The sequence below is a fragment of the Kitasatospora sp. NPDC004614 genome (assembly GCF_042873675.1).
Taxonomy (GTDB): Bacteria; Actinomycetota; Actinomycetes; order Streptomycetales; family Streptomycetaceae; genus Kitasatospora.
In genome coordinates this window covers 52,373-64,800 of sequence record NZ_JBIALR010000005.1, presented here as the reverse complement: position 1 = coordinate 64,800, position 12,428 = coordinate 52,373, and the positions used below count along the sequence as shown (strand labels likewise).

General features: G+C 72.1%; 11 protein-coding genes and 2 riboswitches. Of the genes, 6 read left to right on the top strand and 5 right to left on the bottom strand.

Annotated features, from left to right (window positions below; translation table 11 throughout):
* Window positions 1-194: 194 nt before the first annotated feature.
* Window positions 195-1,001 (top strand): TetR/AcrR family transcriptional regulator C-terminal domain-containing protein, encoded by an 807-nt coding sequence (locus tag ACFYST_RS14130; protein WP_387862059.1) that lies wholly within the window; start codon window positions 195-197, stop codon window positions 999-1,001.
* A gap of 252 nt (window positions 1,002-1,253) precedes the next feature.
* Window positions 1,254-2,534, top strand: a complete 1,281-nt coding sequence (locus ACFYST_RS14125) for a carbohydrate-binding protein (protein WP_387862057.1) — start codon at window positions 1,254-1,256, stop codon at window positions 2,532-2,534.
* A 100-nt stretch (window positions 2,535-2,634) separates the two neighbouring features.
* Here ACFYST_RS14125 and ACFYST_RS14120 read toward each other — a convergent pair whose 3' ends face one another.
* Both ACFYST_RS14120 and ACFYST_RS14115 read right to left on the bottom strand, forming a co-directional pair.
* Window positions 2,635-3,126, bottom strand: coding sequence for a hypothetical protein (locus tag ACFYST_RS14120; protein WP_387862054.1), 492 nt, complete (start codon window positions 3,124-3,126; stop codon window positions 2,635-2,637).
* Window positions 3,127-3,211: 85 nt separating this feature from the next.
* Window positions 3,212-3,409 carry a DUF664 domain-containing protein gene (locus ACFYST_RS14115; protein ID WP_387862051.1) on the bottom strand — a complete coding sequence of 66 codons (198 nt, stop codon included), beginning with the start codon at window positions 3,407-3,409 and terminating at the stop codon, window positions 3,212-3,214.
* A 100-nt stretch (window positions 3,410-3,509) separates the two neighbouring features.
* Window positions 3,510-3,617, top strand: a riboswitch (ZMP/ZTP riboswitch).
* A gap of 30 nt (window positions 3,618-3,647) precedes the next feature.
* Here ACFYST_RS14115 and ACFYST_RS14110 point away from each other — a divergent pair.
* The 3 genes from ACFYST_RS14110 (at window position 3,648) to ACFYST_RS14100 (ending at window position 6,525) form a co-directional block, all read left to right on the top strand.
* Complete coding sequence (locus tag ACFYST_RS14110; protein WP_387862049.1) at window positions 3,648-5,096, top strand: glycine hydroxymethyltransferase; 1,449 nt, start codon at window positions 3,648-3,650, stop codon at window positions 5,094-5,096.
* A gap of 179 nt (window positions 5,097-5,275) precedes the next feature.
* Window positions 5,276-5,782, top strand: a complete 507-nt coding sequence (locus ACFYST_RS14105; protein WP_387862047.1) for a hypothetical protein — start codon at window positions 5,276-5,278, stop codon at window positions 5,780-5,782.
* Window positions 5,783-5,817: 35 nt separating this feature from the next.
* Window positions 5,818-6,525, top strand: coding sequence for a tyrosine-protein phosphatase (locus tag ACFYST_RS14100; protein WP_387862045.1), 708 nt, complete (start codon window positions 5,818-5,820; stop codon window positions 6,523-6,525).
* Window positions 6,526-6,728: 203 nt separating this feature from the next.
* Here ACFYST_RS14100 and ACFYST_RS14095 read toward each other — a convergent pair whose 3' ends face one another.
* Window positions 6,729-8,150, bottom strand: coding sequence for an MFS transporter (locus tag ACFYST_RS14095; RefSeq protein WP_387862041.1), 1,422 nt, complete (start codon window positions 8,148-8,150; stop codon window positions 6,729-6,731).
* 109 nt (window positions 8,151-8,259) lie between these two features.
* Complete coding sequence (locus ACFYST_RS14090) at window positions 8,260-9,507, bottom strand: MFS transporter (protein WP_387862040.1); 1,248 nt, start codon at window positions 9,505-9,507, stop codon at window positions 8,260-8,262.
* A 398-nt stretch (window positions 9,508-9,905) separates the two neighbouring features.
* Window positions 9,906-10,072: riboswitch (cyclic di-AMP (ydaO/yuaA leader) on the top strand.
* A gap of 3 nt (window positions 10,073-10,075) precedes the next feature.
* Between ACFYST_RS14090 and ACFYST_RS14085 the strand changes: the two genes are divergently transcribed.
* Window positions 10,076-11,227 (top strand): transglycosylase family protein, encoded by a 1,152-nt coding sequence (locus ACFYST_RS14085; protein ID WP_387862036.1) that lies wholly within the window; start codon window positions 10,076-10,078, stop codon window positions 11,225-11,227.
* A gap of 22 nt (window positions 11,228-11,249) precedes the next feature.
* On the opposite strand, the gene ACFYST_RS14080 is transcribed toward ACFYST_RS14085, so the two are convergent.
* Window positions 11,250-12,398, bottom strand: coding sequence for a CapA family protein (locus ACFYST_RS14080; RefSeq protein WP_387862033.1), 1,149 nt, complete (start codon window positions 12,396-12,398; stop codon window positions 11,250-11,252).
* Window positions 12,399-12,428: the final 30 nt, after the last annotated feature.

Genomic DNA, 12,428 nt, shown 5'->3' with positions numbered 1-12,428 from the left:
CCACCCCTGCCCCGCCCCCGACCTGCCCCGGACCCACCCCTGACCCGCCCCCGACCTGCCCCCGACCTGCCCCTGACCCGCTCCCGAGGCTCCCACGATCGGCTCTCGAGCCGGGTGCTTCGCCCACCGGTCGAACGGCGTTCGTCCCGAGTACGATGATCGACATTGGACGTTCAGCGAAAGCAGGTGGCCCGATGTCCGCGCAGATGCCCTCGATCCCGTGGCACAAGCCACGCAAGGCCGACCCGCGCCAGCCGCTCAGCCGCTCGCTGATCGTCGAGACCGCCGTCCGGGTGCTGGACGCCGAGGGCCTGGCCGGGGTGACGATGCGCCGGATCGCCCAGGAACTCGGCACCGGCCCGGCCTCGCTGTACGCGCACGTGGCCAACAAGGAGGAGCTGTTCGACCTGATGCTGGAGCGGGTTGTGTCGGAGATCCGGCTGCCGCTCCGGCCAGAGCCCGAGCGCTGGAAGGAGCAGATCACCGAGATCTGCTTCGAGGCGCAGCGGGTGCTGACGGCCCATCGGGACGTGTCGCTGGTGTCGCTGGGCAGCATCCCGGTGGGTGAGAGCCAGTTGCGGATCACCGAGTTCCTGCTCGACCTGCTGCTCCAGGTCGGTCTGCCACCGCAGGTGGCGGCCTGGGCGCTGGACGCGCTCGGCCAGATCATCGACACCGACGCGTACGAGGCCTCGGTGTACACCGACCGGATGGCCCGGGGAACCGACCTCGGCGCCTACTTCGACCAGCTGCGCGGCTACCTGGACGATCTGCCGACCGACCGTTTCCCGACCATTCAGCGCCTGGCGGGCACCATGATGACGGGCGACGGCGACCAGCGGTACGCGTTCAAGATCGAGGTGTTCCTGCGCGGCGTGGAGTCCTACCTCCCGGCGAACGCACCGGCCCCCGCCGTCGCCACAGAGCCCGGCCCCGGCCCGGCGTCCGACGGGCCCGCCTGGCACGGCCCGTCGGGCGGGGCGGACGGCACAGGCAGCTGACGGGGCACCGAAACCCTCCGGGCGCCCGGCATTCGACGTCGCGCGCGCCGGGCACCGGGCGCCGGGCGTCAGGCGTCAGGCGTCAGGCGTCAGGCGTCAGGCGTCAGCAAGGGTTGACGACCATCCGGCGCAGGTCTATACCAGTGGGCAGTCACGTCAACCTCGGCTCGGTACCCGACCGTTGACCCGGCCGCGCGCCCCCACTTCGCGCCCCCGGGCCGCCGTCCTCGCCGCCTCCTGGAGAGGTCTTCGATGGAACGCGCACTCCCCCCACACCCCCCTGCCGTCGCCCCGGCGCGCCACCGCCCGCGCCGCGCCCTCGCGGTTGCGCTGTCCGTGTTCGCCCTGCTGGCCGGCGGGGTGGCCGCCGTCACCGCGTCCGGGTCGGCGAACGCCGCCACCACAGACGGGCTCGGTTCCAACTGGTACGCCTCCGCGCCGTATCTGATGCCGGAGGACAACAGCCCGCCGAACGCCGCCGCGGTGATGGACGCCACCGGCCAGAAGGCCTTCCAGTTGGCGTTCATCCTGGCCCAGGGCAGCAGTTGCAGCCCGTCCTGGGGCGGAACCTCCTCGATCGACTCGGACACCACCATGCCTGCGGTGATCCAGACCATCCGCGCCAAGGGCGGCGACGTCTCGGTCTCGGTGGGCGGTTACGGCGGCACCAAGCTCGGCCAGACCTGCGGCACTCCGGAGGCGACCGCCGCCGCCTACCAGAAGGTGGTCACCAAGTACAACCTCAAGGCGATCGACTTCGACCTGGAGGAGCCGGAGTACGAGAACACCGCCGCGATCCACAACGAGATCGGCGCGGCCCGGATCCTCCAGCAGAACAACCCGGGCATCTACATCTCCGTCACCACCGCCGGCACCAACGCCGGCACCGGCTGGTTCGGCACCCAGATGCTGCTGGAGGCCAAGTCGCAGGGCTTCACCCCGAACAACTACTCGATCATGCCGTTCGACGGCGGCTTCAACGGGGCCGCGGCGCAGACCGACGCGCTGGTGAAGTTCAATCAGATCCTGCAGAGCACCTTCGGCTGGAACGAGGCCACCGCGTACGCCCACGAGGGCGTGTCGATGATGAACGGCCGCACCGACGCCGCCGAGTACTTCAGGCAGGCCGACTTCCAGACCGTGCTGGACTTCGCGACCGCGCACCGGCTGGCCCGCTATACCTACTGGTCGGTCAACCGGGACCGGCAGTGCCCCGGCACGGTGGACCCGGGCCTGTCCGGGTCGTGCTCCAGCGTGGCGCAGAACGACTGGGACTTCACCAAGTTCACCGTGCGGTTCGCCGGTGCGACCCCGCCCACCGGCTCGTCCTCGCCTTCGCCCAGCGGCAGTTCCAGCTCCTCGCCCGGCACCACCACGTGCAGCCCGGTCTGGCAGCCGACCACCACCTACGTGGGCGGCGACAAGGCCAGCTACAACGGCCACAACTACCACGCCAAGTGGTGGACCCTGAACGAGAACCCGGCCGCCAGCGGCCAGTGGGGCGTGTGGGCCGACGACGGCCCGTGCACCTGAGCCCCTGCGCCCCTCGGAACGCCGAACGGGCCGCCCACTCCCAGGACTTCTGGGGGCGGACGGCCCGTCGGTGTCTGTCGGCAGTCGGTGTGACGGCGCGTCAGACGGTGGCGCGGTTGCGGTACTCCTCCACGACGGCGCGGGTCGAGGGCAGGTCGGCCAGCGGTTCGCCGACCACCCGGGAGGCCAGCTCGGTCGCCACCTTGATGACGTCCTCGCGCAGCTCGGCCTCGGCCAGCACCTTGTCGGCAGCAAGCTGCACGTGCGCCTCGGCCACCAACTGCTCGCGCTGCTGGAGGCCCTCGGCGCGCAGGGCGGCGACCAGGGCCGCGCCCTCCTCGGCGGCGGTCTGACGGATCGCGGCGGCCTCGTGCCGGGCGGCGGACAGCTCCGACTGGAACTCGTCACGTATGCGTTCGGCCTCGGCGCGGGCGGCCTCGGCGCGGGCCAGACCACCGTCGGTCTTGTCGTGGCGTTCGGCGAGCGTCCGTTCGATGCGCGGCAGCACCACCTTGCCGAGCACCGCGGACAGGAAGAAGAAGAGAGTCAGGCCGAGGATCAGCTCGGGCACATTCGGTTCGAGAGGTCCCATACTCAGTATGCTATCCGGTCACCTGACGCGCCGTTCGATCGGGCCCGCCCCATCCCCCTTGCCCCGCACGGCATTTCGGCATCTCTCAGGCGCCGGCCACCCCGTCGAGGTGCTCACGCAGCAGGTCCGCGTGACCGTTGTGACGGGCGTACTCGGTCGTGAAGTGCAGGAACGTCATCCCCAGCGACTGCTCCTCCAGCAACTGCCGGTACTCCTGCTCGGCACGGGCCGGGTCCAGCAGGTCGAAGTCGGCGTGCTTGTGTCCCTCAACGGTCAAGGTCATGCGCACGGGCGCACGGGCGCACCAGGGAGTTTCCGCCGCCGGGCGGGGATGTGCCCTGGCCGGGGCTGGTCCGGACCGGGCGTGGGTGGTTGGTAGAGTCGCGGTGAGCCGTGACTGGCGCGCTGGGATGGATTTCACCATCGGGGAGCGGCTCCGCACGGAACCCGCGGGTTCCGACGTGCTGTAGCCGAGCGCCTGGGCCGTCCGAATCGTCGCCATTCCGAACGAGGAGACCGCCTTGGCCGAGTCCCTGACCCCGCACACCTTCGGCAGCCCCGCCGCCGACACCGCCTTCCGCAGCGCACTGGACGTGGTGCGCGCCGTCGAGCCGCGGATCGCGGCGGCGATCGGTGGAGAGATCGAGGACCAGCGCGCCTCGCTGAAGCTGATCGCCAGCGAGAACTACGCCTCGCCCGCCGTGCTGCTGGCGATGGGCAACTGGCTGAGCGACAAGTACGCGGAAGGCACCCCGGGCCGCCGGTTCTACGCGGGCTGCCGGAACGTCGACACCGTGGAGTCGCTGGCCGCCGAGCACGCCCGGGAACTGTTCGGCGCGGAACACGCCTACGTGCAGCCGCACTCCGGTATCGACGCCAACCTGGTGGCGTTCTGGGCGGTGCTCTCGCAGCGGGTGGAGAGCCCGGCGCTCCGGCGGGCCGGGGTGCGCAACGTCAACGACCTGAGCGAGCAGGACTGGGCGGAGCTCCGCCGCGAACTGGGCAACCAGCGGATGCTCGGCATGTCTCTGGACACGGGCGGCCACCTGACGCACGGCTTCCGACCGAACATCTCCGGCAAGATGTTCGACCAGCGCAGCTACGGGACGGACCCCGTGACCGGGCTGGTCGACTACGACGAGGTCCGGCGGATCGCCCTCGACTTCAAGCCGCTGATCCTGGTCGCCGGGTACTCGGCCTACCCGCGGCTGGTGAACTTCCGGAAGATGCGGGAGATCGCGGACGAAGTCGGCGCGACCCTGATGGTCGACATGGCGCACTTCGCGGGCCTGGTCGCGGGCAAGGTGCTGACCGGCGACTTCGACCCGATCGCACACGCGCAGATCGTCACCACCACCACCCACAAGTCGCTGCGCGGCCCGCGCGGCGGCATGGTGCTGTGCACCTCCGAGCTGGCCGAGCACGTCGACCGGGGCTGCCCGCTGGTGCTCGGCGGCCCGCTGTCGCACGTGATGGCCGCGAAGGCCGTCGCGTTCGCGGAGGCCCGGCGTCCCGAGTTCCAGGTGTACGCCCGCCAGGTGGTGGACAACGCGCACGCACTGGCCGAGGGCCTGCTGAAGCGCGGCGCCCGGCTGGTGACCGGCGGCACCGACAACCACCTGGTGCTGGCGGACGTCTCCTCCTACGGCCTGACCGGCCGCCAGGCCGAGGCGGCGCTGCTGGACTCGGGCATCGTCACCAACCGCAACTCCGTTCCGCAGGACCCGAACGGCGCCTGGTACACCTCCGGCATCCGCCTCGGCACCCCCGCCCTCACCACCCGCGGCCTCGGCACCGCGGAGCTGGACGAGGTGGCGGACCTGATCCACACCGTCCTGGCCGCGACCTCCGCCGCCGGCTCTTCCAAGGCCCAGTACGTCCTCGACCCCGCCATCCGCGACGCGGTCGCCAAGCGCGCCGTCGACCTGCTGGCCGAGCACCCCCTCTACCCCGGCATCACCCTCGACTGACCGACCGTCCCTCCCCCTGCATCCCTGCATGTCCCCGACGCCCGCAAGCCGGCCCCGCGGCCAATTCCGTTGCCCGATAAGGCCGACGGCGACGCGGCGGCTCTGCTAGCGTCGCGCGGACCGCGTGCGTGGGCATGCAGGGGGCGGGGGCGAAGGTGTCGGAGACCAGGGAACGCGCAGTGCGATGGGCGATCGGCCTCACACTGCTGACCGTCTTTACCCTGATGTGTCTGTGGGTGGCACGCCTGTTCACCGCCGAAGGGCTGCCGGCCGGCGACCGGCGCGCCTGCAAGGGCACCGTGCTGTCGCTGGACCAGGCGCTGGCCACCTACGAACTCGACCTGCCCGCCGGGGCGACGGACCTGCACTACCTCGCCCGGGTCGATCCGGAGAGCGGCCGGCTGCAGGTCGCGGTGGCGCTTCGCAGCACCCGCGCCGCAATGACCGACTACTTGCAGCAACATGGCCTGACGGCCGATCAGCTGGCGCACCTGGACGACAGCGCCTACCCGCACGGCGACGTCGCGGACTACGCCGGCCTGTGCGGCAACACCGCGAAGGTTCCTGCGGTCTCGGTCCCGCTGAAGCCCGTCACCAGCACCGAATCGGCCCGGGTGGCGGTCGAGCTGGACGGCCGGGCCATCCGCGAGAACACCGCGGTGATCCTGGCCGTCGTCCCCACCTAGGAGTGCCGTGGGCCGGCGCCCCGGGGCCGCCTAGGATGGCCGGCGTGATCGCGGACGAACCGATGGCAGCGGAAGCGGACGGGACCGCCCTTCCCGGGGTGCGCAACTTCCGGGACGCGGGCGGGCTCGGGGCACTGCCCCAGGGCATCCTTTACCGCTCCGGTGCGCTGGACCAGTTGACGCCCGACGGCGCCCGGACGCTGCTCGGCCTCGGTGTGCGCACCGTCCTCGACCTGCGCAGCACGCCGGAGGTCACCGCCCGCCCGGATGCGCTCGGCGACAGCGGCATCCGGCACCTGCACGTCCCCGTCTTCGCCGAGCGGCGCTGGCCCGAGGAGCAGGCCGAGCTGTACCCGCTGATGGCCGAGCTCGCCGGACGCCCGGCCGTCGCGCTCGTCCGGACCTTGCTGGCCGCCGAGCGCCGGGCCGTCCTGGTGCACTGCGCGTCCGGCAAGGACCGCACCGGCGTGGTGGTCGCGCTGGTGCAGTCGCTGCTGGGCGCCGGGGAGCCGGAGATCCTCTCCGACTTCCTGCGTTCCAACGCGGCACTGGGACTCACCGCCCACGACCCCGACGTCCCCGGCCACGCCGACCGCCCGGTCGCGGCCGTCCACCTGCGACGCGCCCTGATCTCCGTCCGCTCCCACCACGGCACGCTCGAGGAGCACCTGCGCGCCCACGGCGCTCGAACCTCCGAACTCGCCTCCCTGCGCGCCGAGTTCCACCCCACGGCCTGCCCGTAGGGCCTTCCCGGCACCGTCGCACCGGCCTGCCGCGACGCACCCGCCGCAGCATCCTGTTCCGCCTGGACCTCCTCCGTTCCCCGCGCTGCCCGACACCCGCACGGCATCGCATCGCTCGTCCTCTGACTGCGACCCCGGGGCCATGACCCCGGGGTTGCCGCCCCTCGCCACCGCCGGCGACAACCGCCAGTTGCGCGGGCTGATCAGTTGCGCGGGTGCGTCTCGTACATCCGCACCGCCACGGTGACGCCGGCCACTGCGGTCAGCGCGGCAACCGCCCAGATCGCGGTGGTCACGCCGTAGGCGTCGGCGAGGATGCCCGCCACCAGCGCTCCGACCGCGAAGCCGCCGTCACGCCACAGCCGGTAGACGCCGACGGCGCGCGCCCGCCATGCGGGGTGGGCGACGTCGCCGATGACGGCCAGCAGCGTCGGGTAGACCAGGGCGGTGCCCGCACCCAGCAGTGCCTGGGCGGCGGCCCACACCGGGAAGGTCGTCCCGACCGCGACCAGGCCGAGGGCGGCGGCCTGCAGCAGCATGCCCGCGGTGATCAGGTGCTTGCGGCCGATCCGGTCGGACCACCAGCCGGTGAGCATCTGCCCCGCGCCCCAGACCGCCGGGTAGAGCGCGGCCAGGATGCCGATCCGGCCGATCTCCAGACCGTGCGCGGCGTACAGCAGCGGGAAGATGCCCCAGGCGAGGGCGTCGTTGAGGTTGTTGACCATGCCGGCCCAGCTGGCGCTGGACAGCGCCCGATCTCCGAGGCTGGTGGTGCGCGCTATTCGGGCGGTGCTGAGCGCCGCCTGGTCGTCACCACCGGCGTTCGCGCGGGCAGTGGCCGCATCCTCCGGCGTGGCAGCGACCGTACCCTCCGGCGAGGCCCCGGCCGCCGCTCGCTCCAGCGCCGCGCTTGTGGTGACCGCATGGGCGGCGGCCTCCGCCCGGGCGTGCTCGCGCGTCTCCCGGACGGCGGCGACCGTCAGGCCCAGGCCGAGCGCGACGTAGGCCGCGCCGAGCAGGAACGGCTGTGGGCGCAGGCCCCAGTGGGCGGCAATGGCGCCGGTGCCGATCGCGGTGACGGCCACCGCGAGGTAGCCCGCCGCCTCGTTCAGGCCCATCGCGAGGCCGCGCCGGGCCGGGCCGACCAGGTCGATCTTCATGATCACCGTGGTGGACCAGGTAAGGCCCTGGTTGACGCCCAGCAGCACGTTCGCCGCGACGATCCAGCCCCAGGTCGGGCCCCAGGCCAGCATCGCCGGTATCGGCAGGGCCACCAGCCAGCCCGCGATCAGCACCGGCCTGCGCCCGTACCGGTCGGAGAGGGTGCCGGCGAAGAAGTTGGTGACCGCCTTGGTCGCGCCGAACGCCAGGATGTACGTCAGCGCACCCGTGTAGGCGGACAGGTGGAAGACCTTGTCGGCGAGCAGCGGCAGAACCGTCCGCTCCTGCCCGAGCATGCCTCCGACCAGGGCGTTGACCGCCACCAGCAGGCCGAACTGCGCGAGGTTGGCGCGCAGCCCGAGCCGGATCGGGCGGCCACCGGGCCCGCCGGCCGGGGTGGCGGGCGGAGCAGTGGTCGGCGCGGCTGCCCGGGGTGGCAGCGGGCGCTGGGCCTCGACGGACATGGGCGGCTCCCGGGTGGTGCGTGATGCGTGGAACGTGGTGCGTGGTGCGGTGCTCCGCCGGCGTTGACCGAGCGGCGTGCACGAAAAGCATATTCCACTCTTTCGTGGATTACTGGATAGGTGCGTCCACCTGTGGTCGTGCGGGCAGCTTCCGGACGGTCGGCAGCGCGAGCAGGAGGAGGGCGGCGGGCACTCCCAGCGCGGTCATGCCGAACAGCGTTCGGTGCACGCCGATCCCGTCCGCGAGCGGGCCTGCGAGCACCAGGCCGAGTGGCATCAGCGCCACCGAGATCAGGTGGTCGTAGGAGCTGACCCGGGACAGCACCTGCTCGGGTATGTGCACCTGGAGTGAGGTCTCCCACAGCACGAAGCACAGCGAGACGCCGACTCCGGTGCAGGCCTCCAGCAGGGCGATCACCGCGACCGGAGCGCCGGATCCGATGATCAGTGCCTGGCAGGAGGCAATCGCCATCCCGACGGCCGCCACCGCCATCGGCCGGGCCGGTTTCAGGCGGTAGGCGCAGACGTCGCCAACGATCGAGCCGAGGCCGAAGGCGGTGACCACCACGGCCCAGGCGCCGGCCCCGCCCCACTCGCGATCCGCCAGGACCGGGCCGAGCACGAACACCGAGGGCAGCACCACCACGTGGTACACCGCGATCGCGAGCATGCCCGACCACACCCAGGCCCGTTCTCGCACCTGCCGCCAGCCGACCCGGAGTTCGGCCAGGAACCCGAGTCGCTCGGCCTGCTCCGCACTGGCCCGCCCGCCCACCGCACCGAGTCTCGCCAGCACGGCGGCGCTGGCCGCGAAGCTCGCGGCATCCACCATCAGGGCACCGCCGGGCCCGGCAAGGGCGACCAGCGCGCCAGCCAGCACCGGGCCGATCACCAACCCCACCGAGTGGACGAGCCCGCGCAAGGCATTGGCCTCGCTCAGCCGTTCACCGGACACCAGCAGCGGGATCAGCCCGGTGGAGGCGGGCAGGAAGAAAGCGTCCGCCACCCCGAACACCACCATCAGCAGTGCCAGCACCCCGACCCGGGCCGTCCCGGTGAGCAGCAACACCGCGACGGCCGCCTGGACCACGCACCGCACCAGATCGGAGGCCAGCATGATCCGCTGTCTTGGCATCCGGTCCGCCCACACGCCGCCGATCAGCATGAACACCAGCGTCGGCAGCAGGCCCGCCGAAGCCACCAGGCCGACATCGGCGGCCGACCCGCCGATCGACAGCACGGCGAACGGCAGCGCGACGAACGACACCCTGTCGCCCAGGACGGACAGCGACTGGCCGACGAACAGACGGGCGAACTGGCGCTCCACCCGGAGCACTTCGGGAATCAGCACAGCCACGGGCACCTCCACAGCGGGTCGGGGAACAGCGATCACCGCGATGGTAGGAAGCTCCCGAAGCAGCTGTCGCGCGATTTATCCGCAACGCCTGCAATGCCCAGATCTCGCTCAACTCGCTTTAATGTCACGGCATTTGATGACCACCCAGCTTCCAAGCGCTTAAGCGGGACCGTCCGCCTTCCCTCCCCCCGCTCCCCCAATCCCACCGATCGGCCAGACTTTCGCACCCGACCATCGGACCGCCGGATCACCCGACCGCCCGACCGCCCGGGCGGCGCAACTCGGCCGTAATACAGCCGCGATGAGCTTGTGATTGCTCCGTTCGAGTGATTAGGCTCGGTCCGGCCCGCACCGCCGGGCCCCGCACGCGGCAACGCCGAACCCTGTCCGCCGCGTTGCCGGGTCGACCACCACAACCCTTGGACAGGGACGGGGGAACCAGGTACGTCGCCGCCCCCACGGCTAGGGGTGAAGCCGCCGCACCGGCTCCCGCCGGCACACGGCGGCCGGGCCTCCCTCCGGTCCGAACCCGACAGCTCACCTCGCAGGCGTGCGGAGAGGATCTGGCATGCTCTTCACGGGTTCCGGGCGCCACCGTCGGCAGAGCCAGGCGGAGAAAGCCGCCGAGCGGGCGATCGCCGCAGCCGGCGTCGCCGGCGTCGGCCTCGCCCTGCCGCTGCTCGCTGTGACGGGTGCGCAGGCCGCCCCCAGCACGGTCTGGGACCGGGTCGCCGACTGCGAGAGCGGCGGCAACTGGAGTTCCGACTCGGGCAACGGCCTGTACGGCGGCCTCCAGATCACCGCCCAGCGCTGGATCGACTACGGCGGTACCCGGTACGCCGAGCTGCCCAGCGGAGCCACCCGCAGCCAGCAGATCGCGGTCGCCGAACGGATCCTGGCCACCGAAGGCCCGCAGCCGTGGGTGTCCTGCGCCGACACGGCGGGCCTGCGCACGGTCAGCGCCCCCGGCGTGGTGGACAACAACGACTCGGCGGACGAATCGGGTGCGCTGCGCGGCGCCCGCGGCATCGCGGCCGTCAACACCGCCTCGGACGGCACCGTCGCCCCGCAGAACGCCACTCCGGTGTTCTCCGGCCTGCCCGGCTACGACCCGGTGTACCACGTGTACTGGTACGAGAAGAACGGCGGTTGGTTCTGGACCAGCCACCAGAGCCTGTACGAGCGCTACATACAGCTGACGCACCCCCAGCCGCCTGCGGCCACGCCGTCCCCGGCCCCCACCCCGGAAAGCCCGGCCACCCCGACCACTCCGACTACGCCGACTGCGCCGTCGACCGACCCGAGCACCAACCCGAGCCCGAATCCGACCACACCGTCCGACAACCAGAACGGCAACGGCAACGGCAACGGGAACGGCGCCGAGAACGGCAACGGCACAGGCCACGGCAACGACCAGGGCCAGGGTCAGGGTCAGGACGGCCACGGCGGCACCCAGCAGCCCACCACCCCCGACCCGGCCACCACCACGCCGCCCCCGAGCGCCTCCACGCCCGGCAGCGCACCCGCGCCCGCCGAATCCCCGTCCGCCGCGACCCCGTCCCCGCAGCCGTACACCGTCGGCCCGGGCGACACGCTGGCGAAGATCGCCCGCAGCCACGAGCTGAACGGCGGCTGGAGCGGTCTCTACCAGAGCAACCAGCAGGTGGTGGGCGAGAACCCGGACCTGATCCACCCGGGCCAGGTGCTGAACCTGGGCTGACGGCCGCCCGGTCGAGCCGCCGTCACTTCGGGACGGCGGCCAGTCCGGTGCAGCCGCGCAGGCCGTCGCGGCGCTGCTGGGCGGCCTTCGCCGCGCTGCCGGTCTGCGGGACGGGCACGCCCCGGCCGTCGATGTGGGCGGGGGTGAACATTTCTCCGGTGACGCGTCCGTCGGTGCTGATGGTGAGTGTGGTGACGCCGGTTTCGTCGGAGGCGGTGTAGTTCGAGGTGCCGTACCAGAGGAAGTTGCCGAAGCCGTACGCCACGTAGGTGTTCCCGAGCATGCCCGCGCCGAGCATGGTGTGGGCGTGGGTGCCGACCACGGCGGTGGCGCCGGCCGTGGCGAGCTTCTTGGCGAGTGCGGTCTGCGCGGCGGTCGGGCAGGCCACGCCTTCCTCGCCCCAGTGCAGGTAGACCAGTACCACGGGCGCCTGCGCCTTGGCCTCGGTGACGGCGCGCAGCAGGGCCTTCTCGTCGAACGCGGAGGCGATGCCGGCCTTGTGCTCGCCGGCCCGCCACTTCTGGTTGGTGATTTCGTCGACCTGGCTCGCCGCCAGGACGGCGACCTTTGTTCCGCGCACGTCGGCGATGTGGGGCGCGAAGGCTTCGGCCGTGTCCTTGCCGATGCCGATCAGCGGAATCGGGGAGTTGGCCTTGGCGGCGAGGGTGTCGGCGAGGCCGTCGGCACCGAAGTCGACGGCGTGGTTGTTGGCCTGGGAGAGCACGTCTATCCCGGCGTCCTTGAGCGCGGTGAGCGCCTTGGGGCTGGTGCGGAACGTGTAGGTCTTGGGCTCGGGCTTGCCGCGGCCGGTGATCGCGGTCTCCAGGTTGAGCACCGCCAGGTCGGCGGCGGACAGGGTCTTGGCGATCGGCCCGAGCGCGGTCTCGCCGGCGGGGGCGGTCAGCCGGGAGCCGGTCCGGCCCTCGAAGTGGACGTCGCCCGCGAAGGCCACGGTGATACTGCCGGCGGCGCCGCTCGGCGCGTTGTCGCCCGAACCCGTGCTCGGAGCACCCGTCGTTCCCGGGCTGCCGGACGACGCGCCTCCGGCGGAGTCCCCGGCGGGGGCGGTGGCCGTCGTCCCGCCGCCCCCGGATGACGTCGATCCGCCGCATCCGGCGACGGCGGTGAGCAGCAGGACGGCGGCAGCCGTGGTGAGTGGTGCGCGGCGCATGGTGATTCCCCCGGATCGTTCGCTGCGTCG